The sequence below is a fragment of the Microbulbifer hainanensis genome, assembly GCF_014904735.1.
Taxonomy (GTDB): Bacteria; Pseudomonadota; Gammaproteobacteria; order Pseudomonadales; family Cellvibrionaceae; genus Microbulbifer; species Microbulbifer hainanensis.
Genome location: NZ_JACZCR010000009.1, coordinates 36,662 through 61,209, shown reverse-complemented (window position 1 = coordinate 61,209; position 24,548 = coordinate 36,662). Strand labels below are relative to the sequence as shown.

At 61.1% G+C, this 24,548-nt stretch carries 24 protein-coding genes; 17 read left to right on the top strand and 7 right to left on the bottom strand.

Translation table 11 applies throughout. From position 1 onward, the window contains the following. Positions 1 to 56: 56 nt before the first annotated feature. Positions 57 to 1,721: an energy-dependent translational throttle protein EttA gene (gene ettA, locus IG168_RS03365; RefSeq protein ID WP_193161740.1), complete on the bottom strand. Its 1,665-nt coding sequence runs from the start codon at positions 1,719 to 1,721 to the stop codon at positions 57 to 59. A 148-nt stretch (positions 1,722 to 1,869) separates the two neighbouring features. On the opposite strand from ettA, the gene IG168_RS03360 reads away from it, so the two are divergent. Both IG168_RS03360 and mmsB read left to right on the top strand, forming a co-directional pair. Next, positions 1,870 to 2,973, top strand: a complete 1,104-nt coding sequence (locus tag IG168_RS03360) for an enoyl-CoA hydratase/isomerase family protein (RefSeq protein WP_193161739.1) — start codon at positions 1,870 to 1,872, stop codon at positions 2,971 to 2,973. Between the two features lie 66 nt (positions 2,974 to 3,039). Next, positions 3,040 to 3,939: a 3-hydroxyisobutyrate dehydrogenase gene (mmsB, locus tag IG168_RS03355; RefSeq protein ID WP_193161738.1), complete on the top strand. Its 900-nt coding sequence runs from the start codon at positions 3,040 to 3,042 to the stop codon at positions 3,937 to 3,939. Positions 3,940 to 3,950: 11 nt separating this feature from the next. Here mmsB and IG168_RS03350 read toward each other — a convergent pair whose 3' ends face one another. After that, positions 3,951 to 4,166, bottom strand: coding sequence for a hypothetical protein (locus tag IG168_RS03350; protein WP_193161737.1), 216 nt, complete (start codon positions 4,164 to 4,166; stop codon positions 3,951 to 3,953). Positions 4,167 to 4,292: 126 nt separating this feature from the next. Between IG168_RS03350 and hemN the strand changes: the two genes are divergently transcribed. Both hemN and fnr read left to right on the top strand, forming a co-directional pair. Next, positions 4,293 to 5,669 carry an oxygen-independent coproporphyrinogen III oxidase gene (gene hemN / locus IG168_RS03345; RefSeq protein WP_193161736.1) on the top strand — a complete coding sequence of 459 codons (1,377 nt, stop codon included), beginning with the start codon at positions 4,293 to 4,295 and terminating at the stop codon, positions 5,667 to 5,669. A gap of 69 nt (positions 5,670 to 5,738) precedes the next feature. Further along, on the top strand, positions 5,739 to 6,479 hold the full coding sequence (fnr, locus tag IG168_RS03340) for a fumarate/nitrate reduction transcriptional regulator Fnr (protein WP_193161735.1): 741 nt from the start codon (positions 5,739 to 5,741) through the stop codon (positions 6,477 to 6,479). Between the two features lie 22 nt (positions 6,480 to 6,501). Here the strand turns inward: fnr and IG168_RS03335 are convergent, their stop codons facing one another. From IG168_RS03335 to IG168_RS03325, 3 genes are all read right to left on the bottom strand, one after another. Next, on the bottom strand, positions 6,502 to 6,957 hold the full coding sequence (locus IG168_RS03335; RefSeq protein WP_193161734.1) for a SpoIIAA family protein: 456 nt from the start codon (positions 6,955 to 6,957) through the stop codon (positions 6,502 to 6,504). A gap of 34 nt (positions 6,958 to 6,991) precedes the next feature. Next, positions 6,992 to 7,564 carry a hemerythrin domain-containing protein gene (locus IG168_RS03330; RefSeq protein ID WP_193161733.1) on the bottom strand — a complete coding sequence of 191 codons (573 nt, stop codon included), beginning with the start codon at positions 7,562 to 7,564 and terminating at the stop codon, positions 6,992 to 6,994. A gap of 210 nt (positions 7,565 to 7,774) precedes the next feature. After that, positions 7,775 to 8,173: a hypothetical protein gene (locus IG168_RS03325; protein ID WP_193161732.1), complete on the bottom strand. Its 399-nt coding sequence runs from the start codon at positions 8,171 to 8,173 to the stop codon at positions 7,775 to 7,777. Positions 8,174 to 8,515: 342 nt separating this feature from the next. On the opposite strand from IG168_RS03325, the gene IG168_RS03320 reads away from it, so the two are divergent. The 13 genes from IG168_RS03320 (at position 8,516) to ribA (ending at position 19,294) form a co-directional block, all read left to right on the top strand. Then, positions 8,516 to 8,995, top strand: a complete 480-nt coding sequence (locus IG168_RS03320; RefSeq protein WP_193161731.1) for an outer membrane beta-barrel protein — start codon at positions 8,516 to 8,518, stop codon at positions 8,993 to 8,995. A 191-nt stretch (positions 8,996 to 9,186) separates the two neighbouring features. Next, a complete protein-coding gene (gene glyA / locus IG168_RS03315; protein ID WP_193161730.1) occupies positions 9,187 to 10,452 on the top strand; it encodes a serine hydroxymethyltransferase in 1,266 nt (421 codons plus the stop codon). 315 nt (positions 10,453 to 10,767) lie between these two features. Beyond that, a complete protein-coding gene (locus IG168_RS03310; RefSeq protein ID WP_193161729.1) occupies positions 10,768 to 11,865 on the top strand; it encodes an extracellular solute-binding protein in 1,098 nt (365 codons plus the stop codon). A gap of 94 nt (positions 11,866 to 11,959) precedes the next feature. Beyond that, entirely contained in the window at positions 11,960 to 12,427 is a 468-nt protein-coding gene (gene nrdR, locus IG168_RS03305) for a transcriptional regulator NrdR (protein ID WP_193161728.1), read from the top strand. After that, complete coding sequence (gene ribD / locus IG168_RS03300) at positions 12,427 to 13,557, top strand: bifunctional diaminohydroxyphosphoribosylaminopyrimidine deaminase/5-amino-6-(5-phosphoribosylamino)uracil reductase RibD (protein WP_193161791.1); 1,131 nt, start codon at positions 12,427 to 12,429, stop codon at positions 13,555 to 13,557. The genes nrdR and ribD overlap by 1 nt, the downstream gene beginning before the upstream one ends. A gap of 11 nt (positions 13,558 to 13,568) precedes the next feature. Then, positions 13,569 to 14,231, top strand: a complete 663-nt coding sequence (locus IG168_RS03295; protein ID WP_193161727.1) for a riboflavin synthase — start codon at positions 13,569 to 13,571, stop codon at positions 14,229 to 14,231. Between the two features lie 144 nt (positions 14,232 to 14,375). Continuing rightward, the gene (ribBA, locus tag IG168_RS03290) at positions 14,376 to 15,491 is read left to right on the top strand and encodes a bifunctional 3,4-dihydroxy-2-butanone-4-phosphate synthase/GTP cyclohydrolase II (protein WP_193161726.1); all 1,116 of its coding nucleotides are present in this window, start codon (positions 14,376 to 14,378) and stop codon (positions 15,489 to 15,491) included. A gap of 13 nt (positions 15,492 to 15,504) precedes the next feature. After that, on the top strand, positions 15,505 to 15,975 hold the full coding sequence (ribH, locus tag IG168_RS03285; RefSeq protein ID WP_193161725.1) for a 6,7-dimethyl-8-ribityllumazine synthase: 471 nt from the start codon (positions 15,505 to 15,507) through the stop codon (positions 15,973 to 15,975). 72 nt (positions 15,976 to 16,047) lie between these two features. Then, positions 16,048 to 16,488, top strand: a complete 441-nt coding sequence (nusB, locus tag IG168_RS03280; protein ID WP_193161724.1) for a transcription antitermination factor NusB — start codon at positions 16,048 to 16,050, stop codon at positions 16,486 to 16,488. Positions 16,489 to 16,496: 8 nt separating this feature from the next. Next, complete coding sequence (gene thiL / locus IG168_RS03275; RefSeq protein WP_193161723.1) at positions 16,497 to 17,447, top strand: thiamine-phosphate kinase; 951 nt, start codon at positions 16,497 to 16,499, stop codon at positions 17,445 to 17,447. Positions 17,448 to 17,486: 39 nt separating this feature from the next. Continuing rightward, the gene (locus IG168_RS03270; protein WP_193161722.1) at positions 17,487 to 17,966 is read left to right on the top strand and encodes a phosphatidylglycerophosphatase A family protein; all 480 of its coding nucleotides are present in this window, start codon (positions 17,487 to 17,489) and stop codon (positions 17,964 to 17,966) included. 24 nt (positions 17,967 to 17,990) lie between these two features. After that, positions 17,991 to 18,623 (top strand): retropepsin-like aspartic protease family protein, encoded by a 633-nt coding sequence (locus IG168_RS03265; protein WP_193161721.1) that lies wholly within the window; start codon positions 17,991 to 17,993, stop codon positions 18,621 to 18,623. A 56-nt stretch (positions 18,624 to 18,679) separates the two neighbouring features. Further along, a complete protein-coding gene (gene ribA / locus IG168_RS03260) occupies positions 18,680 to 19,294 on the top strand; it encodes a GTP cyclohydrolase II (protein ID WP_193161720.1) in 615 nt (204 codons plus the stop codon). 117 nt (positions 19,295 to 19,411) lie between these two features. Here ribA and IG168_RS03255 read toward each other — a convergent pair whose 3' ends face one another. Both IG168_RS03255 and pulA read right to left on the bottom strand, forming a co-directional pair. After that, positions 19,412 to 20,467, bottom strand: coding sequence for an L-dopachrome tautomerase-related protein (locus IG168_RS03255; protein ID WP_193161719.1), 1,056 nt, complete (start codon positions 20,465 to 20,467; stop codon positions 19,412 to 19,414). Between the two features lie 309 nt (positions 20,468 to 20,776). Next, complete coding sequence (gene pulA / locus IG168_RS03250; RefSeq protein ID WP_193161718.1) at positions 20,777 to 24,115, bottom strand: pullulanase-type alpha-1,6-glucosidase; 3,339 nt, start codon at positions 24,113 to 24,115, stop codon at positions 20,777 to 20,779. Positions 24,116 to 24,548 lie beyond the last annotated feature (433 nt).

The window sequence follows — 24,548 nt, the reverse complement described above, 5'->3', positions numbered from 1 at the left end:
AAATTATCGCCGGACTCGCGCAATAAAAAAGCCCGCACTAGGCGGGCTTTGATCACTCAGGTCTTGAGTTTTTTGTAATGCATCCGATGCGGTGCGGCATCTTCGCCTTTGCGCTGCACGAAATCTTCGTGGTACTCGGTGTAGTTGCCCTCGAAGAAGACCACATCGCTCTCGCCCTCGTAGGCGAGGATATGGGTCGCCACCCGGTCGAGGAACCAGCGATCGTGCGAAATGACCAGTGCGCAGCCGGGGAAGTTCAGCAGGGCCTCTTCCAGTGCGCGCAGCGTTTCGATATCCAGATCGTTGGACGGTTCGTCGAGCAGCAGTACGTTGGCGCCCTGCTTGAGGGTGTAGGCCAGGTGCAGGCGGCCGCGCTCACCACCGGAGAGTTCACCCACGCGCTTCTGCTGGTCGCTGCCCTTGAAGTTGAAACGGCCGACATAGTTGCGCGAGCCCACTTCGTAGTTGTTGATCTTCAGCATGTCGTGGCCGTCGGAGATGGCTTCCCACACGGTCTTGTTGTCGTCGAGGTTTTCGCGACCCTGCTCGACATAGGCGATCTTGACCGTTTCACCGATCTTGATCTCGCCGCTATCGGGCTTTTCGGTGCCGGTGATCATGCGGAACAGGGTGGACTTACCGGCGCCGTTGCCGCCGACGATACCGACGATCGCACCCTTGGGTACACGGAACGACAGGTTGTCGATCAGCAGGCGGTCGGTGAAGCCCTTGCGGACGTTGATGAACTCGATCACGTTGTCGCCGAGGCGCTCGCCCGGCGGAATGTAGATCTCATTGGTCTCGCTGCGGGACTGGAATTCCTGCGACTGCATTTCTTCCAGTCGGGCCAGACGCGCCTTGCTCTTGGACTGGCGGCCTTTGGGATTCTGGCGCGCCCACTCCAGTTCTTTCTGCATGGACTTCATGCGCGCCTGCTCGGATTTCTGCTCCTGTTCGAGGCGCTTCTCTTTCTGTTCCAGCCAGGTGGTGTAGTTGCCCTCCCAGGGAATGCCGTGGCCGCGGTCCAGTTCCAGAATCCAGCCGGCGACATTGTCGAGGAAGTAGCGGTCGTGGGTGATGGCCACCACGGTGCCGGTGAAGTCGTGCAGGAAGCGCTCCAGCCAGAATACGGATTCGGCGTCCAAGTGGTTGGTCGGTTCGTCCAGCAACAGCATATCCGGGCGCGACAGCAGCAGGCGGCACAGGGCCACACGGCGCTTCTCACCGCCGGACAGGTTGTTGACGTCCGCATCCCACGGCGGCAGGCGCAGCGCGTCTGCCGCCACTTCCAGGCGGTGCTCCAGGTTGTGGGCGTCCCAGGCGTGGATCACGTCCTCGAACTGCTGCTGTTTCTTGGCCAGGGCGTCGAAATCCGCGTCCGGCTCGGCGTAGTCGGCATAGACCTGTTCCAGACCGGCCAGGGCGTCGATCGCCTCACGCATGCCGTCTTCTACGTTGCCGCGTACCGTCTTGGATGGATCCAGCTGCGGTTCCTGCGGCAGGTAGCCCACCTTGATGCCCGGCATGGCGCGGGCTTCGCCGTTATAGTCCTGGTCGACGCCGGCCATGATGCGCAGCAGGGTGGATTTACCTGCGCCGTTCAGGCCCAGTACGCCGATCTTGGCGCCGGGGAAGAAGGACAGGGAAATGTCCTTGAGGATTTCGCGTTTGGGCGGAACAATCTTGCCCACCCGGTTCATCGTGTATACGTATTCGGCCATTAAAGGTTCCAGTCAGTCTAGAATCGGTCAGAATTTGCGCGCAACTTAGCAGGTTGCGCAAAAAGTGCAACCGGGTCCATACGGCTGACGCCCCGGTGGATCTGTGTTTAACTGCAGCGCAACAAAAGCCATTAGAACATGCAGTGAGATGGACCAGAATTCCCCTGTACTCTTTGGGCGCCGCGGTGCCGTAGCGACCGCCACCCTGAACCTGCCGAAGGCGCTGAATGCGCTGAATTTGGACATGATCGACCTGCTGTCGAAGCAGCTGGATGAGTGGGCGACCGACGATAGTGTCGCCTGTATCTGGATCGACGGCAGCGGCGACAAGGCGCTGTGCGCCGGCGGCGATGTGGTAACCCTGTACCGCGAGTCCAGCGCCTACGGCGAGCAACCCGATTATCGTTCCACGACTGGGTTTTTTTCCCGCGAATACCGCCTCGACTACAAGATTCATACCTATGAAAAGCCGATCGTCGTGTGGGGCAGCGGCATCGTCATGGGCGGCGGTATCGGCATCATGGCCGGGGCCAGCCACCGGGTTGTCACCGAGACAACGCGGATGGCTATGCCCGAGGTGACCATCGGCCTGTTCCCGGATGTGGGCGGCAGCTGGTTCCTGAATCACATGCCCGGGCGCCTGGGGCTGTTCCTCGGCCTGACCGGGGCCCAGTTCAACGGTGCGGATGCGCTGTTTGCCGGTATGGCGGACCGCATGCTCCCGGCGGAGCGGCGTGAGTCGGTGCTGACGGATCTGTCCACCGTGGAATTCTTTGCCGACAGCGAGCGCAATCACCGCCAGGTGTGGAGCTGCCTGAGACGACAGGAGCTGTCGAAGGACCAGCTGCCTGCATCGGTGCTGTGGCAGCACTACGATCAGATCCAGTCACTGACCGACGGCGCTACCCTGCCGGAAGTCTGCCGGGCTATCACCGCCTATGACGGTGACGACAAATGGCTGCAGAAGGCGGCGGCTACGCTGGCCGCAGGTTCGCCGTTGACCCCGTGGATCGTCTGGGAACAGCTGCGCCGCAGCCGTCACCTTTCTCTTGCCGACGTTTTTCGCATGGAGCTGGTGCTTGCCGTCAACCTCTGTGCCAGTGGGCATTTCCGCGAGGGCGTACGCGCGCTGCTGATCGACAAGGACCGCAATCCCCACTGGCAGCCGGCGAGGCTGGAAGAGATCACCGCGGAGCAGGTCGAACACTGTTTTACCGCGCCCTGGCCGGAAAACCCGCTGTCCGACTTGTAGCAGTGGCGTGTGCGCCAGGAAATCCATAATCAGGAAATTCATAATAAAGAAATAGGGAGATACCTCGTGGAAAAAGTCGCTTTTCTCGGACTCGGCAATATGGGAGGCCCGATGGCCGCGAACCTGGTCAAGGCGGGTTTTGCTGTCAGTGCCTTCGATCCGGCGCAAGCTGCGATGGAGCAGGCTGCGCAGAACGGCTGTGAACCGGCGGAGAGCGCGGCGCAGGCGGTGCAGGGTGCCAGTGCGGTGATTTCGATGTTGCCCAACGGCGCCCTGGTGAAAGAACTCTATCTCGGCGCGCGCGGGCTGTTGCAGGCACTGGAAACCGACGTGCTGGTGATCGATTGTTCCACCATTGCTGCCGGCGATGCACGCCAGGTAATTGCGGCGGCAAGCGAGCGGGGTATTCGCGCGATCGATGCACCGGTATCCGGCGGCACCGCCGCAGCGGCAGCCGGGACCTTGTCATTTATGTGCGGTGGCGACGCAGACGCGGTGGACGCGGCGCGGCCATTTCTCGAGGCGATGGGCGCCAATATCTTTCATGCCGGGCCCGCCGGTGCCGGCCAGGTGGCCAAGATCTGCAACAACATGCTGCTCGCCATCCATATGATCGGGACGGCAGAGGCGCTGCAACTGGGTGTGGACAACGGCCTGGATCCGAAAGTGCTGTCGGACATCATGAGGGCCAGTTCCGGCGGTAACTGGTCGCTGGAGAAATACAATCCCTATCCCGGCGTTATGGACAGCGTGCCGGCATCGCGGGATTACACCGGCGGCTTTGCCGTGGCGCTGATGCTCAAGGACCTGGGGCTGGCGATGGACACCGCCGCCGGCAGCGCGTCGTCGACGCCGCTCGGTGCACTGGCGAAGAACCTCTACCAGCTGCACGGCGGCGACGAGAAAAACCAGCGGCTGGACTTTTCCAGTATCCAGAACCTGTTTCGCCGCCCGGCGGGAGACTGAGGGCCGGGTACCTAGTCGGGCGCCGTGCGGCGGAAGGCTTTGACCAGCTTGCCGTTGTTCTGGCGGTCGACGATGTTGCCGCTGAAATTGCCACTGTCGCCGGCTGCACTGAGCATCCAGACTTCCAGTTCTTGTGCGTCATTGCCGCGCCGCTGTTCCAGTAGTTTGCCATCGAAGAAAATGCAGGCTTCAAACCTTTGCGGGGCCTGTTCAACTGTTTCGTTCATCTTATTTGCTTTATTTCCGGTTGATAGGGTCAGCGTATGCGGCTCGTACAGCGATAAGTTGATCTGCATCAAGAGCGGGATATCCGGCCGCGGTTAGCCTCTGCGCATCAGCAGAGGTAACCAAGCATGGTACAAACCACCCAGCGCGCGGGGCTTTCCGCGAAATTGTTATCCCGTTATGCCGGGCCCTGTCCCCGCTATACGTCCTATCCCACGGCGGATCGCTTTGCGCCGTTGCAGGGGGCGGAGCCCTGGCGCGCGCTGGAAGATGCGCGCAGCCTGTCGCTCTATGTGCACGTCCCCTTCTGTCGTTCGCTGTGCTATTTCTGCGCCTGCAACAAGGTGATCACCCACCAGTACGGGCTCGCTGCCAGCTACCTGGACCAGTTGCTGCAGGAAGCGCGCGGTTACCGCGGGCGCCTGACGGCGCCGGTGGTGCAACTGCATCTGGGCGGAGGGACCCCCACCTACCTGAACGACGGCGACCTGCGCCGGCTGGTGCACGGACTGGGCGAGGTCTTCGATTTGCGTACCGGCGACGATGTGGAATACAGCATCGAGGCAGATCCGCGCACGCTGGAGCTCGATACCCTGGATACCCTGCGCGAGCTGGGGTTCAACCGGCTCAGCATGGGCATCCAGGATTTCAATATCGATGTGCAGCACGCGGTCAATCGCATCTGCAGCGCCGAGGCGGTGGCAGAATTGACCGAGGCGGCGCGCGAGCGCGGCTTCACGTCGATTTCCTACGACCTGATCTACGGGCTGCCGCGGCAAGATGTCGCCGGTCTCGAGCGGACGCTGGACCGCGTGATCGCGCTGGCGCCAGATCGCATTGCGCTGTACCACTATGCGCACCTGCCACACCGCTTCAAGGCGCAGCGGCTGATCGAAACCGACCTGATTCCGGGGCCGCAGGAAAAGGTCGAAATGCAGCTGGCGGCGGTATCCCGTCTGGGTGCGGCAGGGTACGAGTTTATCGGTATGGACCACTTCGCCCTGCCGACAGACCCTCTGGCCGCGGCGGCGCGCACCGGCGGGCTGGCGCGCAATTTCCAGGGCTATACGCTGATGCCGGCGGATGCGCTGGTGGGGCTGGGGGCTTCCGCAATCAGTGCCAGTCGCGACGGTTTCTGGCAGAACCAGCACGGCCTGAAGGACTATGCCCGGGAGATTGCCGCTCGGGGCTCGGCAGTCAGCCGCGGCTGGCTGCTCGACAGCGACGACCGCCTGCGCCAGTGGCTGATCGCAGAGCTGATGTGCCGGTTGCGGGTCGACAAGGCGGAGGCCGCGCGCCGCGCGGGTGCGCCGTTCGATGAGTATTTTCTTGCCGAGCGCCGCCGCCTGCAGCCGATGTTCTCCGATGGCCTGTTGCGCGAGGATGATGCGACGTTGGAGGTCACTCCACGTGGTCGCTGGTTCCTGCGCAATGCTGCCGCCGCTTTCGACCGCTACCTGCACGGAGCCGAGGCCACAGGGGCACGCTATTCCCGCGTGTTGTGAAGGTGTACTATGCGGGGACGGAGTCACTTCCGTACCAAGGTTCAATGAGATTGTAGGGCGGAGATTTCCATGGCGAAGTCCGGGTCGGCAGATTCATCGGTAGCGGTCAGTTGCGGCAGCTGTTCGGTGCGGCGCCTGTGCCTGCCAGGCGGCCTGTCGCGGGAGGATATCGACCGGCTCGAACAGGTTACCCGCCGCAAGAAGGTCATCAAGGCCGGCGAAGCCCTGTTTCACGCCGGGGATCCGTTCGACAATCTGTATGCCATCCGCTCCGGCAGTTTCAAATCCGCGGTCATCGCCGCCGACGGCAACACTCAGGTCACGCACTTCGCCCTGCCTGGTGAGCTGCTGGGGCTCGATGCCTACAGCAGCAAATCCCATCCCAGTTATGCCGAGGCACTGGAGGACAGCAGCGTCTGCGTGCTGCCTTTTTCCCTGCTCGAGACCCTGGCGCAGCAGGTACCGGCGCTGCAGCAGCAGATCTACAGCATCTTTTCCGATGAGTTGCGTCAGGAAAACGAGATACTAATGCTGCTGGGCAAGCGCTCTGCGGACACGCGGCTGGCGGCGCTGCTGATCAATATCTCCAGCCGTTACGCGCGCCGCGGCTATTCCGCCAATCAGTTCGTGCTATCGATGCCGCGCACGGATATTGCCAACTACCTCGGGCTCACGGCGGAAACTGTCAGCCGGCTGTTTTCCCGTTTTCAGAAAGAGCAGCTGATCCGCGTCAGTGGCCGCGAGGTCACTATCCTCGACCTTATCGGTTTGAGTGAACTGGCGGGTACGCACTGCAGTTACGACAACTGACCCACATTCCCGCCAGCAGCGATCACTGATAAGGGGGAAAGGTCGGGTACTGCCACAGACTCGCGGTTTCGGTCTTGTCCGCGTCTTCTGCCTGTGGTTCTGATAGCCAATCCAGCGCTTCGTCGTGATCTTCGAAATAGCGGACTTCGCCGGCGATAAACCAGTTGGCAATCCGCGCAGCCGTTTTTTGCCATTTCTCGTCACCGAGCAGCGCAACCCGTATGAATTCGTTGCCGTGCTTGAGTCCCAACTTAAAGTCATCCCAGGCTGCGCGCAGTTCCCAGCCCTCGAATTCCCTGATGTCCATCAGTGCCTTTACCTGAGGCGCTTTCACTTCCTGCAGCGCGAAGTCGATCAGGGGCGTGATCTGCGCGTAATCGTCGTGAGTTAAGCGACCGATGGCTTTGAAATAGAGAAAGAACTCGCTGTCGATTCTCTCGACGCCAATGGAAATGCCGTGGCGACTGCATTTACTCATGGTGATCTCCTTGTCAGTGGTTTGTTAGTGGTGCTCAGGCCGTGGCGACCAATGGGCAAGCCGGTTCAATAAGATGCTCGTGCAGTGCGTCGTACATCCGTTTCAGGCCGGGATTAAACAGAGGATCCCGCTGCAGTTGCAGGTTTTCCTGAATCGTGGCCCAGTCGTTTTTGGTTAAATGCTGCTCGACCAGAGGAAAGATCACGCAGTTTTCCCGCTGCATGTGGTCGCGCTGCAGCTTCAGGTAATCCCGCGCTGCTCCCAACAGTTTCTCGCGCACGACAGCTGCGTCGTTGGCGACGGCGTAAAACAGGGTGTTCATGTGCCGCGTCGCGGAGGCGATCTTGCGGTGCTCGGCCATGGTGCCCATCACTGCAGCGCGATTATCGATGGGCTTCTCCAGCAGGCACTCGAACACCAGGTCTTCTACTGGGTGATGCCAGCGATCGGGGTAAACCGAGATGTAATCGAGGGCGTCGAGAATCAGGCCGAGTGTCGAGGGATCGCGGTCACGCCTTCCGAGTTCCTGCAGCAGGTGTTCGAAGGCGTCGAGCAGTTGTTGCATATGTTTGTGATCGCGGCAGAGCTGCCGGTAGATACGGTTCATTGCCCATCTCCTTCGGTTTCCGGTATTACCATTGTTGCTGGTCGGTCACTTGGCGAATTGACCTGGATCAAGTAGCACGGGGTAGGTGGGGCAGAAGTGATGAAAGGGACGCAAACGTGCCGCCGCGAGGCGTGCAAATTCACGGAATCCAGGGGTTAGGAGTCCGTTGCAAACCGGGCGCGCGGATTGGCGCGCCGGTTTCGGTTTTGCTTAGAAGTAGTAGTCCTGCAGATCAATTTTTTGCCAGTCGTAAACCAGCTCATTGCCCATGTCGGTAACCAGGCTGACTTTCTGCGGTTCGATACACGGGGACCAGTCCACCCGGTTCATATCAACCATCTCCGCATCGTCGCCAACTTTGACGATGGCGTCCTGCCACACTTGATTGCACTGCTCTGGAACCTGGCCTTTTACGACCAGTTCGCGACCCAGGTAGTTGTCATAGTGAAGCTGTGGCATGGAGTTCAGGTGATATTTTGAATTGTCTCCCTGCAGATAGAATTTTCCGTCGTCCTGGACGACGGTACCGGTGATGGTAATTTCCGGCGCGGGCAGGGTGGCGGCACAACCGGAAAGCAGGACTGCGAGCAGGATGAGAGGTGAGCGCACGGCGTACTCCTTTTTTGTTCGTTAATTATTATGGTCGCAACGGCGGCGGGCGTTCGCGACTGGCACCAGAGACTACTGCTGCGCAGTTAAGGATTGGTGACGTTTCTGTTGCAGCTGCAGCGGAAGAGGTGGTTGTTTTTTGATCGGTTGTGGTCGGGTGGTCGCGGACAATCGTGCGATGCTGTTGCCTGCAGTGGGAATGGAACAAATCTCAACCAGCAATGGTCAGAGTGTGCCTTGCGGAAAATACCTCGCACTTGTGTGACCCGGGTAATGTTTCGCAGGGATAAAGCTGGTTAGAATCCGCGCAACTTTTCGGAACATCAATATTGGGGGTTTCCAATGCGTAATATTGTCAAAGGCATCGCCGCGCTGGCACTGGTCGGTTCTTCTGCCGCCTACGCCGAGGGTGCATACTGGGGAGGCACTGTGGGCCTGATGGATATCGATTTGAACCACGCCGACAGCCCGCTCAATGTCGGCCTGCGCGGCGGTTACACCCTGCCGTCCGGCTGGGGCTTCGAGGCTGAGTACACCAACTCGCTGATCAGCGGCGATGCCGACGTGTTTAGCCGCGATGTGGATATCGACGTCGAGACCCTCGGCGCTTATGGCACTTACCGCTCCTATGGCGATATCTACTTCAAGGGCCGCCTGGGCGTGGTGCATGAAGACGTCGACTATTTCGGCAGCGACACCGGTATCTCCCTCGGTGGTGGTGTGGGCCTCAATGTCAGCCCCAATACCAACGTCGAACTGGAATACACCATGATCGATGAAGATATCGGCTTCTGGTCCGGCACCATGACGCTGAACTTCTGATTTTCCTGCCAAGCGCCTGTTCACACTACATTTGATAATCGCGTTGCGGTTTTAGTGTGAGTGGGCCCGACGACGCGGTCTTTCTGACCGCGTCGTCATATTCGCGCAGTGCCGATTTCCTTGGTGTACAATGCGCGCCTTTCTATAGTTTCACCCAGTCTGTACTCAGCCCGCATTACCGAGGGAACACCATGTTTGATTCATCTGTCACTCTTGCCTCCTATGATCCGGATCTCTGGAAGGCCATCCAGGATGAGGATCGCCGCCAGGAAGAGCATATCGAGCTGATTGCTTCCGAGAACTACACCAGCCCGCTGGTGATGGAAGCCCAGGGCTCCAGCCTGACCAACAAGTACGCGGAAGGCTATCCGGGCAAGCGCTACTACGGTGGCTGCGAGTATGTCGACAAGGTGGAAGAGCTGGCCATCGAGCGCGCCAAGAAGCTGTTTGGCGCCGATTACGCCAACGTGCAGCCGCACTCCGGCTCCCAGGCCAATTCTGCGGTCTACATGGCCCTCTGCGCCCCGGGCGACACCGTACTGGGCATGAGCCTGGCCCACGGCGGTCACCTGACCCACGGTGCGCGGGTGAACTTCTCCGGCAAGATCTACAACGCGGTGCAGTACGGCCTGAACCCGGAAACCGGCGAGGTGGATTACGAGGAAGTCGAGCGCCTGGCGCTGGAGCACAAGCCGAAGATGATCGTGGCCGGTTTCTCCGCCTACAGCCGCGTGATGGACTGGGCCCGCTTCCGCGAGATCGCCGACAAGGTCGGTGCCTACCTGTTCGTCGATATGGCGCACGTGGCCGGCCTGGTTGCCGCCGGTGAATACCCGTCACCGATCCCCCACGCCGATGTGGTGACCTCCACTACCCACAAGACCCTGCGCGGCCCGCGCGGCGGCATTATCCTGGCCAAGGCCAACGAAGAGATCGAGAAGAAGCTGAACAGCGCCGTATTCCCGGGTGGCCAGGGCGGTCCGCTGATGCACGTGATCGCGGCCAAGGCGGTGTCCTTCAAGGAAGCCATGAGCCCGGAGTACAAGGCCTACCAGAAAAAAGTGGTGGAAAATGCCCGCGCCATGGCCGAAACCTTCCTCGACCGCGGTATCAATATCGTGTCCGGTGGCACCGACGACCACCTGATGCTGGTGGACCTGATTGGCAAGGAATACACCGGTAAGGATGCGGATGCGGCCCTGGGCAACGCCAATATCACCGTGAACAAGAACGCGGTACCGAACGATCCGCGCTCGCCGTTCATCACCAGCGGTCTGCGCGTCGGCACCCCGGCCATTACCACCCGCGGATTCGGCGTCGAGGAAACCCAGCAGCTGACCCACTGGATCTGCGATGTCCTGGACGCCCTTGAAAAGGGTGACGCCGAAGCGACTATCGCCGAAGTGAAACAGAAGGTATTGGATATCTGCGCCAAATACCCGGTGTACAAAGACTGATCTATTTCGTGTAGAAGTCTTCCGAAAAGCGGCTCCCGACGAGTCGCTTTTTTTATGCCTGACGACCTTCCCCGCAATTTTTCCCACCTATCCGTGAGTCTCGCGCATTTTTCTGCTTTAATAGCCGCGACCAGAAAGCCGAATAAATGTTCGGCTTAGGGTTTTGGCCGGCATTTTGCAGTACAGGGAGCGGTTGCATCCGCTTCCGTAACTGCGAGAGCGACACCGGAATCCAATTCCGTCTTTGATGGCTGGGAGGCTGTCGCTGTCGGAACCCAGAAATTCCTGCAGCCTGGCTGCAACAAGGGGAAGAGCATGCGCACCATAAAAATAATCCTGGGCGCCCTGCTGCTGGTAACCAGCCTCGTGCAGGGCGCCGCCGCAGAGGATCTGTATTTTGCCAACTGGTCCCACTACATTGCCAAAGATACCCTCGCCAATTTCGAGAAAGAGACGGGTATCAAGGTGCATTACTACGAGTTCGACGATATCGAGGAACTCGAGCACAAGTGGATCGACGAGGGCCAGAAGTTCGATGTGATCGTGCCCAGCTCAGAGAATCTGCCCGGCTATATCGCCGGCGGCATGCTCGCCAAGCTGGACCGCAGTCGGTTGCCGGGCTGGTCGAACAACGATCCGCTGTTTATGCAGCGTCTGCAGAGTTCGGATCCGCACAACGAGTACGCCTTCCCCTATCTGTGGGGCACCGTCGGTATCGGCTACAACGTGCAAGCTGTGCGCGAGGCTTATGGCGGTCAGCTGCCTGCCGACAGCTGGGACCTGCTGTTCGACCCGGACAACCTGGCCAAGCTGGCCCACTGCGGTGTGACCCTGCTGCGCTCGCCAGAGGAAATCTTCGACGTCGGCCTCAAGTACCTGGGCAAGAAGCCCGGCAGCACGAAAACGGCACACCAGCTGATGGTCGCCAATCTGCTGGCCAAGGTGCGCCTCTACGTCACCGATTTCGACTCCGGCGACTATGTCGAGGAGCTGGCCAGTGGCAAGCGCTGCATGGTGCACGGTTGGAGCGGTGATATTCTGCAGGCACAGCAGCAGGCGCGCCGCGCCGGCAAGCCGTTCGATATCCGCTACATCATGCCAAAAGAGGGCTTCCCGCTGTGGATCGATACGGTGGCCATGCCCGCCAATGCGCCCAACAAGGACGCCGCTTATAAGCTGATGAGCTACCTGCTGCGCCCGCAGGTCATCGCTGAGATCAGTAACGAGACCCAGTTCGCCAATGCCAATATCGAGGCGGGCCCCTTCGTCGATGAGGCCCTGCGTGCCAATCCGATCGTCTATCCGGCCCAGGAGGCCCTGGGCAACACCTGGATCCCCGAAGCCACAGACCCGGGCGTGTTGGCGCTGCGCCACAAGCTCTGGAACCGCATCATAGAGCGGGAAGCCCTGTAGCAGTGCGGTCCCTGGGGCGTCGCCGTGTGGCGCCCCGGCGCTCGGCTTGTGGTAGACTGCGGCCCGTTTTCCAACCCCCAGGGCCGATTTCCCCATGCACTGTCCTTTCTGCAGCGCGGAAGAAACCAAGGTCGTCGACTCTCGCCTGGTGGCGGAGGGCGATCAGGTGCGCCGCCGCCGCGAGTGTCTAGACTGCCACGAGCGCTTTACCACATTCGAAACTGCCGAGCTGTTGTTGCCGCGGGTAATCAAGCAGAACGGCCAGCGTGAACCCTTCAACGAGGACAAGCTGCGCGCGGGTATCCAGCGCGCCGTCGAGAAACGCCCGGTCAGCACCGAGCGGGTGGAATCCGCGGTATCCCAGATCAAGCACGCGTTGCAGGCCACCGGCGAGCGCGAACTGCCCGCCCGCGCCATTGGCGAGCTGGTCATGGAACAGTTGCGCGAGCTCGACCAGGTGGCCTATGTGCGCTTTGCATCGGTTTACCGGCGTTTTGAGGATGTCAGCGATTTCAGTGAAGAGATCGAGCGGCTGACCAGCAAGCGCCCGGAGACGCCGTGATGCAGAACGCCCAGGCGCATATGGCCCGCGCGATCCAGCTGGCGGAACGCGGTCTCTACACCACCATGCCCAATCCCCGTGTCGGCTGCGTGATTACTGCTGCTGACGGCACCGTCGTCGGTGAAGGCTGGCACCAGCGGGCCGGTATGCCCCACGCCGAAATTGAAGCGCTCAACGCGGCCGGCGAGCGTGCGCGCGGAGCCACTGTCTACGTGACTCTGGAACCCTGCAGTCATACCGGCCGTACCGGTCCCTGCGCCGACGCCCTGGTGGCCGCCGGCGTGGCAAAGGTGGTGTACGGCATGGAAGACCCGAATCCCTCGGTTGGCGGCGACGGTCTGCGCAAACTGAAAGAGGCCGGCATTGAAGTGGCCGGACCGGTTCTGGAAGAGGCCTGTCGCGCGCTGAATCCCGGCTTTATCAAGCGCATGACACTGGGGCTGCCGCTGGTGCGCAGCAAGTCCGCCATGAGCCTGGACGGCCGCACCGCCATGGCCAGTGGCGAATCCAAGTGGGTCACCGGCCCCGCCGCACGCGCTGACGTGCAGCGCCTGCGCGCGCGCAGCTGTGCCATCGTCACTGGGGTGGAAACCGTGCGTTTCGACAACCCGAACATGAATGTGCGCGCCGACGAAATCGCGCTGGAACTGCTCGCCGCGGAAGCTGCGGCCGAAGTGCAGCCGTTGCGGGTCATCGTCGACAGCAAGCTGCGCACGCCGGCGCGCGCCTTTATTTTGCAGGGCGACGCCCCCACATTGGTGGTCACAACGGCACAGGCGGACCAATCGCGGCGCGAGCGGCTGGAAAAGGCCGGCGCCGAAGTCGTGACGCTGCCTGCCGATCCCGCCGGCCGCGTGGACCTGCTGGCACTGCTGCGGGAACTGGCGCGGCGCGAGTGTAACGAAGTGCTTGTGGAAAGCGGTGCCACCCTGTCTGGCGAGTTTCTGTACCGGGGGCACGTGGACGAACTGATCGTCTATGTGGCGCCCAAATTGCTGGGCAGCACGGCGCGGCCGCTGTTTGAACTGCCGATCGAACGCATGGGCTCGGTGCTGCCCATCACGATTACCGACATGCGCGCAGTCGGGCACGACTGGCGGATTACCGCCACCACAGATATTGAGCGCTAGGCGTACAGAGAATGTTCACTGGAATTATCGAAGCCATCGGCGAAGTCACTGAGTTGAAGCCCCTGGGCGGCGACCTGCGCGTGCGCGTAAAAAGCGGCAAGCTCGACCTGTCCGATGTGCAGCTGGGCGACAGTATCGCCACCAACGGCGTCTGCCTGACGGTGGTGGAGCTGCCCGGCGATGGTTACTGGGCCGATGTCTCCGCCGAAACCCTGGATGTCACCAGTGTGAAGAGCTGGAAAACCGGCGACCGGGTCAACCTGGAAAAGGCGCTGACGCCGCAGACCCGCCTCGGCGGCCATATCGTTAGCGGCCATGTGGACGGCATCGGCGAGGTGGTGTGGCGCCGGAAAGAGGCCCGCGCCGAACGCTTCCGCGTGCGCGCGCCGGAGAACCTCGCCAAATATATCGCCCACAAGGGCTCGATTACCGTCGACGGCACCAGCCTAACGGTCAACGCTGTGGATGGCGCCGAGTTCGAGCTGACGATCGTGCCGCACACGCTGCAGGAAACCATAATGGGGGGCTATACCGCCGGTACGCGGGTCAACCTGGAAGTGGACCTGATTGCGCGTTACCTCGAGCGGCTACTGCTGGGCGATGCCGCCGCCAAGCCCGACAGCGAGGGCCTGACGGTGGAGTTTCTCGCCAAGCACGGTTTTTATAAGGCGTAGTTAGCTTGGGGGCGGCCCTGCTAGCGGGGCGCCCTCACTGGACACGCAGTATCCCTGCAGGCTTGCCTGCAGGGAATCACCCGGCATCAGGGCCTTCACATCCCGTTGTGGAGCTTGCTGACCGGCGATCAAAAAGAGAGTGTTATGGAACTGAATACGGTTGAAGAACTGATCGACGACATCCGCCAGGGCAAGATGGTGATCCTGATGGATGACGAGGACCGCGAGAACGAGGGCGACCTGGTGATGGCGGCGGAGCAGGTGCGCGCCGAGGACATCAACTTCATGGCCACCCATGCGCGCGGACTGATCTGTATGCCCATGTCGCGCGAGCGCTGCGAGCAGCTCGACCTGCCGCTGATGTCCCGCGACAACGGTGCCCAGTTCAGCACCAACTTCACCGTGTCGATCGAGGCTGCCGAAGGCGTGACCACCGGCATTTCCGCCGCAGACCGCGCACGCACAATCCGCGCCGCCGTCGCGCGCAATGCCAAACCCAGCGATATCGTCCAGCCGGGCCATATTTTTCCGATCATGGCCCAGCCCGGCGGCGTGTTGAGCCGCGCCGGCCACACCGAGGCGAGCTGCGACCTGGCGCGCCTGGCCGGCTTCGAGCAGGCCGCCGTGATCGTCGAAATCATGAACGAAGACGGCACCATGTCGCGCCGCCCGGATCTCGAGAAGTTCGCCAAGGAACACAAGCTGAAGATCGGCACCATCGCCGACCTGATCAACTACCGCGCGCTGAACGAGAAAACCGTGGAGTGCACCAACGAGCGCCAGGTTCACACCGAATTCGGCGAATTCACGCTGCGCACCTATCTCGACAAAGCCCGCCGCGAACGCCACTTTGCCTTCGTACTGGGCAACCCGACGCCGGAAGAACCGACGCTGGTGCGCGTGCATGTGGGGAATACACTGCGCGATGTCCTCACCATCCGCCGTGGCGATGAGAAATTCACACCCTGGACTTTCCGTACTGCGATGAAACGCGTCGCCCAGGAAGGCAAGGGCGTAGTGGTGCTCATTTGCCACAACGAGACCACCGAGGAAATCGAGGAGAGCATCGACTGGCTGATCAGCGGCAAGCAGCAGCGCCCGAGCCAGGACCTCGTATACAAACAGGTGGGCACCGGCTCGCAGATTCTGCGCGATCTGAAAGTGCGCAAAATGCGCCTGATGAGCGCACCGTTTAAATTCAGCGCCATTTCCGGTTTTGATCTGGAAGTGGATGAATACCTCAACGCTGACCAGGACTAATCAAGGAAATCACATGAGCAACATCCAGGTAATCGAAGGCGATTTCGTCAACAGCAAGGGAAAGTTCGCGCTGCTGGTCAGCCGCTGGAACAGCTTTGTCGTAGAGAGCCTGAAGGACGGCGCCCTCGACACCCTGCGCCGCAAGGGTATCAAGGACGAGGACATCACCATTTACTACGCGCCGGGTGCCTTTGAATTCCCGCTGGCAGCGCAGAAGCTGGCCGAGAGCAAGAAGTTCGACGCGATCATTGCCCTCGGCGCAGTGATCCGCGGCGGCACGCCGCACTTCGAGTACGTGGCCGGCGAATGCACCAAGGGGCTGGCACAGGTATCCCTGAATACCGGCATCCCGGTAACCTTCGGTGTGCTGACTGTCGACTCCATCGAGCAGGCGATCGAGCGCTCTGGCACCAAGGCCGGCAACAAGGGCTGTGAAGCGGCGGAAACCGCACTGGAGATGGTTTCCCTGCTGGGCAAGATTTAATTTTTGGATTTTGAAAAACACTTCAGGGTGCCAATGTTAATGGTGCCCTTGAGGTAATCATCGGATTAACCAATGACCGTTACCGCATCCGCGCGCCGCAAGGCGCGCCACTACGCCATGCAGGCGCTCTACCAGTGGCAGATGGCCGGCGCCAGCCTCAATGCAATCGAGGCCGAATTTCACGCCGACAACGATATGAGCAAAACAGACGTCGAGTACTTCCGCGACCTGTTCCACGGCGTGGCGAAAAACCTCGACGACGTGGAGGGCGCATTCACCCCGCACCTGGACCGCGGTGTCGATGAGCTGGACCCGGTGTCCCGCGCGCTGCTGCGCATGGCCAGTTACGAACTGAAAAACCGTATCGACGTACCCTATAAAGTGGTGATCAACGAGTCCGTGGCGTTGGCCAAGAAGTTTGGCCCCACCGACGCGTATAAATTTATTAACGGCATTCTCGACAAAACCGCGGCGGATCTCCGCGCTGCGGAAGTGGCTGCCGACAAGAAGTAAGTGCAAGCGTGCCCGGTCCCGGCGAATTCGACATTATCCGCAACTACTTCAGTCGCGCCCCGAGCGGCGAAGGGGTGGTGCTCGGGATTGGCGACGACTGCGCCCTGCTGCAGCCGCCCGCCGGTGAGTTGCTCGCCACCAGCGTGGATACGCTGGTAGCGGACCGGCACTTTCCCGCCGGCGCCAATGCAGGGCTGATTGCGAGCCGCGCGCTGCGGGTCAACGTGAGTGATCTGGCGGCGATGAACGCGCGGCCCTTGTGGTTTACCCTGGCGCTGACGCTGCCAGAAAGCGATGCCGACTGGCTGCAGGCATTCGCCGACGGCTTGCTGGAGACGGCACGGGAATACGGTGTCGCCCTCGTTGGGGGTGATACTACCCGCGGTCCCCTGTCGATCACCATCCAGGTGACCGGCAGCAGCGGTGCCCCCCTGCGCCGCGACGGCGCTGGCGCCGGCGATGCCATCTACGTGAGTGGCCCCCTAGGTGCCGCCGCGGCATCGCTGCCGGTGATACTGGGGCAGCGATCGGTAAGCAATGCTGACCGGCAGCGGGCGGAGACCGCCTATTTTTGTCCGGAGCCCCAGCTGAAGACCGCCGCCGCTATCGGCGTCATCGCCAGCAGCGCGGTGGATATTTCCGACGGCCTGCTGGCGGATCTGGGGCATATCTGCCGCGCCAGTGGCGTGACCGCCGAGGTCGACCTCGAAGCCGTACCTGTGGCCGGGCTAGCGCGGGAATTGGATGAAGCGCGGGCACTGGAACTGGCCGCGACTGGCGGTGACGATTACCAGCTGTGCTTTACGGTACCGCAGGCGCAGATTGCGGCGCTGGAAGCGCTGGGACTCGACGCGGTGCGGATCGGCACGCTGGTGGCGGCAGAGGGAACGCCGGAAGTGCGCGCGCAGTTGCGCGGTGAGACCTGGACGCCGGCAGCAGCCGGTTACCAGCATTTTTGATCACGGCCGCGCGCCGACAGAACTGAACAGATACCGATAATGCAAAACCCGAGCGTCAACCAGCTGCTACGCAGCCCAACATTGTTGCTGGCTTTTGGCTTCGGTTCTGGCCTGTCGCCGAAGGCGCCCGGAACCTTTGGTACGCTGATGGCGCTGCCGTTCTGGTGGCTGCTGCAGCCGCTGCCGCCGCTCTGGTATCTGGCCGTGGTGGCGGTTGCCGCCGTGGTCGGGTTTTACCTGTGTGGCGCGGCCTCGCGTGCGCTGGGGGTGCACGATCACGGTGGGATCGTCTGGGACGAAATGGTGGGCTACTGGCTCACCATGTTCATGGCGCCGGCTGGCTGGGGCTGGGCCCTGTACGGGTTCGTGCTGTTCCGCCTGTTTGATATCGCCAAGCCGCAGCCGATTGGCTGGGTGGACCGGCGGGTGCACGGTGGTGTGGGAATTATGCTCGACGATATACTGGCTGCCGTATATGCGGCTGTGATACTGCAGCTGACCGCTCTATGGATGGGGTAGGGACTCGGAAAGGGTAGGCAATCAATGCGGAAAATTCTGATCGCGCTGTTGTGCCTGATACCGCTGGCAGCGGTGGCGCAACAGGTCCAGCTCAAGGGGTTGTTCGGCAGCAGCGCAATGCTCGAGATCGATGGGGAGCAGCGCCTGCTGAGAGCCGGGCAGAAATCTCCCGAGGGCGTCCGATTGCTGGAAACCACCACCCATTACGCACGCATCAGTGTCAACGGCAAGGTACAGAAGCTGACGCTGGATGCGCCGATCGCGAGCAACTACTCCCGCAGCGAGCGCGCCGAAGTGCGCCTGACGCCGGATAGCCGCGGACATTACAGTACCAGCGCCTGGGTGAACGGCCGGCGCGTGCCGATGATGGTCGATACCGGCGCGACCAGTATCGCCTTCAACTATCCGACGGCGCGCAGGCTGGGATTGAATCTCGATCGCGCGCGGCCGATCCAGGTGTCCACGGCCAACGGCGTGACCCAGGCTTACCGCTTGACCCTGGATACCGTCACCATCGGTGGCATCAAGCTGCACAATGTGGAGGCAACGGTACAGGGCAGCGACTTTCCCCAGATCACACTGCTCGGCAACAGTTTTCTCAGCCGGGTGGATATGGAACAGCAGCGCGGCGTTCTGATCCTGCGCGCGCGCGACTGATTTGACCGGGTGCACGGCAAATACTGCCGCCGCCCGTAGGAAGCAGAGGTAACAACTTGACCATTCGCTACGTGGAATCCTCAAAACTGCCCACTCCCTGGGGCATGTTTGCGATGCACGGTTTCGAGGAAGTGGAAACCGGCAAAGAGCACCTGGTGCTTACCATGGGGGACGTGGATACCGATGAGCCGGTGCTGTCCCGCATCCACTCCGAGTGCCTGACCGGCGACGCGCTATTCTCCCTGCGTTGCGACTGCGGCGCCCAGTTACAGCACGCGCTACACCGCATTGCCGTGGAAGGGCGCGGGGCGATTTTTTACCTGCGCCAGGAAGGCCGCGGCATCGGCCTGTTGAACAAGATCCGCGCCTACCACTTGCAGGACTGTGGTGCGGACACCGTGGAGGCCAATGAACAATTGGGCTTCGGTGCCGACATGCGCGACTACTCGATTTTGAAAGCCATGCTCGATCACCTGCATATCAAATCCGTGCGCCTGATGACAAACAATCCGCGCAAGGTTACCGCGCTGGAACAACTGGGTATCGAGGTCGCCGAGCGTCTTCCGCACCAGACCGGGCGCAACCCCCACAACGTCAAATACCTGTCTACCAAAAAAGGCAAACTCGGACACCTGCTCCAGGATGAGGAGGACGATGGCTCCGAGTCGTGAGCCATTCCTTTTTCTTTTCGGCGAACCCCTCCCTATCGCCGTCAATGAGCCGCAGAGACAATCAACGTCGCTGCGGACTTAACCGTCCTGAATGAGCGCAAGGTTTGGGCGGGCCGCTCATCGGCCCGGTAAGGGCACGCGATAGATCTCAAATTCCATATCATCGATAGGGCCCTTGGCTTCGTTGATGTGGCTATTGGTGTAATACAGCATGCCGTCGTGGATGCTGAACGAGTCGGCCCAGCGGACCTTGTCGCCTTGCACGAGGACATGGGTCTCGCCCTTGGGATCGCGGTAGAGGACCTTGTGATTTTCCAGGTCGGCAAAGTAGAGGTTGCCCCGCTGGTCCAGGATCATGCCATCAGGAGCGCTGGTCGTTGCCACCTTGCGCACGTGCTCGGCGGCGTCGCGACCCGGCTCCAGGTAGCGGGTGTCGATCGCATATAGGGTGTAACCGGTCAGTGCATGGAAGTAGAGCACCTGGTTTTTGCGGTCAAGGGCAATGCCGTCGCTGTGCACCGTATTCCGCCAGGGCTTGCCATCAATGACCAGGTGATCTCGCTCCGCCCTTGTGCTCTTGTGATTGTTGAGCGCCCGATAACTCTCCCCGTTCGCCAGGTTGTAAATCACCAGTCCCGGGTGGTTGGAATCCGTCATGTATATCCGGCTCGCCGATTTGTCGATGCGCAGATCATTGATATAGGAATCGGGGTGAAAGGCAGCGTCGCTGAGTAGTAGCACGCGCTCCAGTTTGTTGCTGCTGAGGTCGAAAACAAAAATACGCGGTGCGTCTATCACGCCCCGAAATCTCGGGTTGCGCGTGTCGAGGACGTAGAGCCTGCCACCATCGGCCACCACGGACTGCACTGCCAGAAAGCAATTGTCCAGGGCCTTGCTATTGGCCACACAGCGGTTCATTGAGGCATCGGGATAGGGGCGGTACTCGCCGGTGTCCGGATGGACCTCCGCTACCGCAAACGGCACACCTTCCCGCCAGTTGGGTGCGTTGGTGAATATCCTGCCGGAACTGCTAACAGTAACGCCAGTCGTCTGAACTCCCTGGATGGCACTGACCTTTTCCGCCTCCGTTGGGCCGGCATCGGCGCCGTGACCATTGGCAGCGCAAAGCAGAGTGAAAACGCCACCAAAAAGGAGTTTTAACAATAGGTTCATCCGTGAGTTCTCCGGGTCTTTAGCCAGTGGAAAACGGGTCCTGTGAGTATCAGGATGGCGCCAGCAATTGCCTGCCGCTTTTGACGCGCCGGGTAACTGCCGGACGACGCGGTCGACTGAATTACAGCACAGTGTGATCGGATACGGTAAGAGCGCCACGAATCGACGAGGGGCTCCGGGCAGCGATCCAGCGTTGTCGCCTTGGGGCTGCGTGGCAACGGGAGGCGTTGAGAGGCGCCAATAGAAACAGCCAAATAAAAAAGGGCCGGCGCAAAGCCGGCCCAGTGGGGGGGAGGGGCTGTTGCCTGGTCAGTGCGAGCCGCGGTACTTGACCATTACTGCGGTGGTCCGCCCGGGCAAAGTGAAGCTGCCGCTATCGCGATCGAAACGCACATTGCGTAGTCGCGCGTCTGCAGAGCCACGTTGCAGAGGATGTTGCTGGAGACGCACGCCGCGCAGCGCATCGCTGGTAAATTCGACGGCGTCGTCATCGCCGTTGAACAGCACAAGGATGCGCTCGTAGCGGCGGTCATATTCGCCGTTCGGATCTTCGAGCTGCATGGCGATCAGGCCCGGCACCTGTTCCGGACCGGTATTGAGAAAGCTCAGGTGTTTTTCGATCGCCTCTGCCGTCGGCAGGCGGAACAGCGGGGAGCTGTGGCGGATCGCCAGTTGTTCGTGGAACAGCGCGGTCGACCAGAGGCGGTGGGCGCGCTGCGGCGCCAGCGCCGGATTGGCCAGCAGCGGGGCCATCAGCGGCCACTTGTCCTCGTTCTTGTCTGCAATCGGCAGACCCGCGCCCCAGTTGCCGCCAGCGAAACTGAAGTCCAGCGCATTGAACCAGTCGCCGGAGTTGTAGCTGTCGCGGTCCATGGACTTGGAGCGCAGGAAATCCTGCCCGGCGTGGATAAACGGAATGCCCTGTCCGAAGAGAACCAGCGAGTTGCTGAATACCTGCATGCGCACCCTTTCGGCCAGTGAGGCGCTGGTGTTGGCCTTGACCTGAATGGCGTCGAACAGGGTTTCGTTGTCGTGGGCAGCAATATAATTGATCGACTCCTGCGGGTCCGCGGTGTAGCCGGTGGGCTGGCCGTTGTAGATCAGCTGGGCGCCGGTGATCGCATTGCCGTGGGAGTCGGTCAAAGGGTAGTCCGCCAGGTTGCCGGCCAGGGAGATGCGTACCTTGTCGGCCAGCGTCAGCAGGGTCGCGCGTTCGTCTGAACCTCCCCCGTCTAAACCAAAGTTGCCATTGCTGTCTGTAAACAGGCCGTTGCCGAAGCCCTGTTCAGCGTAACCGCCGAACGGATTGCCACCGCGCACGCTGTCGCGCAGGCGATCGTTGAAGGTACCGATGCCAGTGCCGGCCATGTTGGCCTGGCGCGCCTGTACAAAGCGCGCATCGTCAGCAACTTCACCGAAATTCCAGCCCTCGCCGTACAGATAGATCGCACTGCCATCGACGCCGTCTGCGGCTTCTGTCAGTGCCTGTAGCGCTGCCTGGGCCCTGAGAAGGTTGGCGCGGCTGTGGTGACCCATCAGGTCGAAGCGGAAGCTGTCCACCTTGTAGGCGTGCGCCCAGGTCAGCATGGAATCGAGCATCAGCTTTTCCATCATCGTGTGTTCGCTGGCGGTGTTGGCGCAGCAGCTGCTCATCTCCACGCCGCCGTCGGCATTGCGGCGGTGGTAATAGCCAGGCACGATTTTATCGAGAATGGAATTGTCGTACTGGCCGTAGGAACTGGTGTGGTTGTAGACCACATCCATCACCACCCGCAGTCCTGCGCGCGACAGTCCCTGCACCATCTCGCGGAACTCGCGGATGCGCGCTGTGCCATCGGGGTTGGTGCTGTAGCTGCCCTCGGGCACTGTGTAATGCAGCGGGTCATAGCCCCAGTTGAAACCATCGCTGTCGCGCACGGCATTGACGGCGGCCTGCTGCTCAGAGCTGTCCGGTGCGTAGAGCGAGAGGTCCTGTGTCTGCTGTTGTTTTGTGCGGTCTTCGTCCACGGTGGCGAAGTCGAAGGCCGGCAGCAGGTGCACATGGGTAAGGCCGGCGTGGGCCAGGGAGGCGAGGTGGTGCATGCCGCGGCTGTTGCGTTCGGCAAATGCGGCGAAGGTGCCGCGCTCGTCCGCCGGCACACTGTCATCGCGGATACTGAAGTCGCGCACGTGCAGTTCATAAATCGCCATGTCTTCGGGTTGGCGCAGCTTCGGCTTGTGCAGGTGGTCCCAGCCGCGGGGTTTCAGGTCGCGGTCGTCGAGATTGACGATCTGGCTCTTGCGGCTGTTGGTCGACAGGCTGAGGGAATAGGGGTCGGTGACCAGGTTGGTTTCCACTGCTTGGCTGAAGTAGGAGTAGACCTCGACTTCGTACAGGTAGAAGCGTCGGTTCCACTCGCTGCCGACGTCGGCGGACCAGACACCGGTATCCGCGTCGAAATGCATCGGCACGATGGCATCGGCCTGCGACTGTGCGGCGTCATTGTACAGGTGCAGTTTGACCGAGCGCGCGGTCGGCGCCCACAGGCCCAGATGGATACTACCGCTTTCGACCTGGGCGCCAAGGCTGCCGCCGTAGGAAAAACGGTCGTCCAGCATGCCGGCGAGTTGAATGCCGGTGGCGTCGCGCACCTTGCCCTCGCTGTCATAGAGCGCCAGGGCCAGCTGGTCGCGCGCCAGTGTCTCTATCGGCGGTGCATCCGCAGGCAGTTGCAGCGCCGTGTAACCGGCGAGATGGGGAAATTTTTCCTGTGCGGCAGCGGGCAGGGCGGAGGCTTGCAGCTCCACTTCACCGTCGCCGCTGACATTGTCGCTGCCCAGTTGCAGGTCGGCGGTGGCACTGTAATGCAGTTTGACCGTGTCGCCGGGTTGCAGCGTGATGTTCCAGGCGAAGGTGGCACTATCGATCCAGTGCGCGCGTTGCTGGGTCAGGTCGCCGTGGGGAATACCATCCGCACTGGCGCTGACCTGTTTGGTGGCCGTATTGAACGCGAAATAAATTTCATCGCCGTCGGCAGCCACGGTAAACGGGACATTGGCACCGCCAAGGCCGTAGCTTTCACTCCAGCCCTCGTTCAGCGCTACCTTGAACTCGTAGTTGCCGGCGCGCAGCGCGCTGGTGACAAAGGTGTAGATGCCGTCGCCGTCGGTATCCTGCATCCAGCTGCGCAGGCAGTCCGGCTGCCAGTCGCCGGGGCAGCCGAGCTGCGATTGGAAATTGCCGGCCACGGTGGCGATGGTGCTGTTGACGTTATCGGTAATCCAGTGGCTTTCGTGGTCGTAGTAAAACTTCACCTCGCGACCGCCGGCGAGACTGAGCGGGATATTGGCACCGTTGCGCCAGGCGCCCTGGCCGTAGTTTTCGTCCCAGCTGTTATTCAGTGCCGCCTTGTATTCCCAGTTGCCCGCCGGAATAAAGAAATGGCCCTGCCATTTGTCGTCGGTACTGTCGTAGTCGAGCATGCTCGCGGCACATTCCGGTTGCCAGTCACCGGGACAGCCGATCGGACTCTGGACAGTGCCGGGTATATTGACCGCGAGCGGGTCGGGGGTGTCGGCGCTGAGCGCCGGAAGATTGACGGCCATCAGCAGGCCGGAGAGTAGTAGTTGGGCGCGCAGTGATGCGGCCATCGGATTCATCGATCGCATGGTATGTGACCCCTGGATTATTGTTATTCGCTCACAGGCGGTGGCGCGGGGTACTGCACCTTTCCCCGAATGCTATTGAAACCCAGGGGATGGTGTGGCGGCCTCCCACCCCGGGGGGCGGAGAACGTGTGTGATGGAGGGCCGAATAGGTGGTGACAGCTGTCACAAAAAATTTATAAAAACGTAACGGCGTAGCAATCTGCTCGAGCGATGCTTTCACTCGAGTTAGGCGCCAGCGGAAATTCCCCGGGGGTCTATACTCGAAACATCAGATTGTTGCGAGTCGAGAAAGGTGATGCACTGGTTGCAATCGGATGTGAAGGCCGGCTTACGCCGGCTTTTCTTTTTTGGGGTTTTTCTTTTCCCTGTTTCACTCGATTCACTCTCCGAATCCCATGCCCGGATACCATCGGCGCGGCCGTGAAAATCTTTG

What these genes read in the sequence shown, in the direction of transcription:
- hemN (WP_193161736.1), top strand. Translation starts at nt 4,293, where the DNA reads ATGGTACAAACCACCCAGCGCGCGGGGCTTTCCGCGAAATTGTTATCC.
- IG168_RS03255 (WP_193161719.1), bottom strand. Translation starts at nt 20,467, where the DNA reads ATGAACCTATTGTTAAAACTCCTTTTTGGTGGCGTTTTCACTCTGCTT.
- ribBA (WP_193161726.1), top strand. Translation starts at nt 14,376, where the DNA reads ATGGAACTGAATACGGTTGAAGAACTGATCGACGACATCCGCCAGGGC.
- IG168_RS03295 (WP_193161727.1), top strand. Translation starts at nt 13,569, where the DNA reads ATGTTCACTGGAATTATCGAAGCCATCGGCGAAGTCACTGAGTTGAAG.
- nrdR (WP_193161728.1), top strand. Translation starts at nt 11,960, where the DNA reads ATGCACTGTCCTTTCTGCAGCGCGGAAGAAACCAAGGTCGTCGACTCT.
- ribH (WP_193161725.1), top strand. Translation starts at nt 15,505, where the DNA reads ATGAGCAACATCCAGGTAATCGAAGGCGATTTCGTCAACAGCAAGGGA.
- IG168_RS03310 (WP_193161729.1), top strand. Translation starts at nt 10,768, where the DNA reads ATGCGCACCATAAAAATAATCCTGGGCGCCCTGCTGCTGGTAACCAGC.
- IG168_RS03330 (WP_193161733.1), bottom strand. Translation starts at nt 7,564, where the DNA reads ATGAACCGTATCTACCGGCAGCTCTGCCGCGATCACAAACATATGCAA.
- IG168_RS03265 (WP_193161721.1), top strand. Translation starts at nt 17,991, where the DNA reads ATGCGGAAAATTCTGATCGCGCTGTTGTGCCTGATACCGCTGGCAGCG.
- fnr (WP_193161735.1), top strand. Translation starts at nt 5,739, where the DNA reads ATGGCGAAGTCCGGGTCGGCAGATTCATCGGTAGCGGTCAGTTGCGGC.
- IG168_RS03335 (WP_193161734.1), bottom strand. Translation starts at nt 6,957, where the DNA reads ATGAGTAAATGCAGTCGCCACGGCATTTCCATTGGCGTCGAGAGAATC.
- nusB (WP_193161724.1), top strand. Translation starts at nt 16,048, where the DNA reads ATGACCGTTACCGCATCCGCGCGCCGCAAGGCGCGCCACTACGCCATG.
- pulA (WP_193161718.1), bottom strand. Translation starts at nt 24,115, where the DNA reads ATGCGATCGATGAATCCGATGGCCGCATCACTGCGCGCCCAACTACTA.
- glyA (WP_193161730.1), top strand. Translation starts at nt 9,187, where the DNA reads ATGTTTGATTCATCTGTCACTCTTGCCTCCTATGATCCGGATCTCTGG.
- ettA (WP_193161740.1), bottom strand. Translation starts at nt 1,721, where the DNA reads ATGGCCGAATACGTATACACGATGAACCGGGTGGGCAAGATTGTTCCG.
- IG168_RS03360 (WP_193161739.1), top strand. Translation starts at nt 1,870, where the DNA reads ATGGACCAGAATTCCCCTGTACTCTTTGGGCGCCGCGGTGCCGTAGCG.
- IG168_RS03270 (WP_193161722.1), top strand. Translation starts at nt 17,487, where the DNA reads ATGCAAAACCCGAGCGTCAACCAGCTGCTACGCAGCCCAACATTGTTG.
- ribD (WP_193161791.1), top strand. Translation starts at nt 12,427, where the DNA reads ATGCAGAACGCCCAGGCGCATATGGCCCGCGCGATCCAGCTGGCGGAA.
- IG168_RS03320 (WP_193161731.1), top strand. Translation starts at nt 8,516, where the DNA reads ATGCGTAATATTGTCAAAGGCATCGCCGCGCTGGCACTGGTCGGTTCT.
- IG168_RS03350 (WP_193161737.1), bottom strand. Translation starts at nt 4,166, where the DNA reads ATGAACGAAACAGTTGAACAGGCCCCGCAAAGGTTTGAAGCCTGCATT.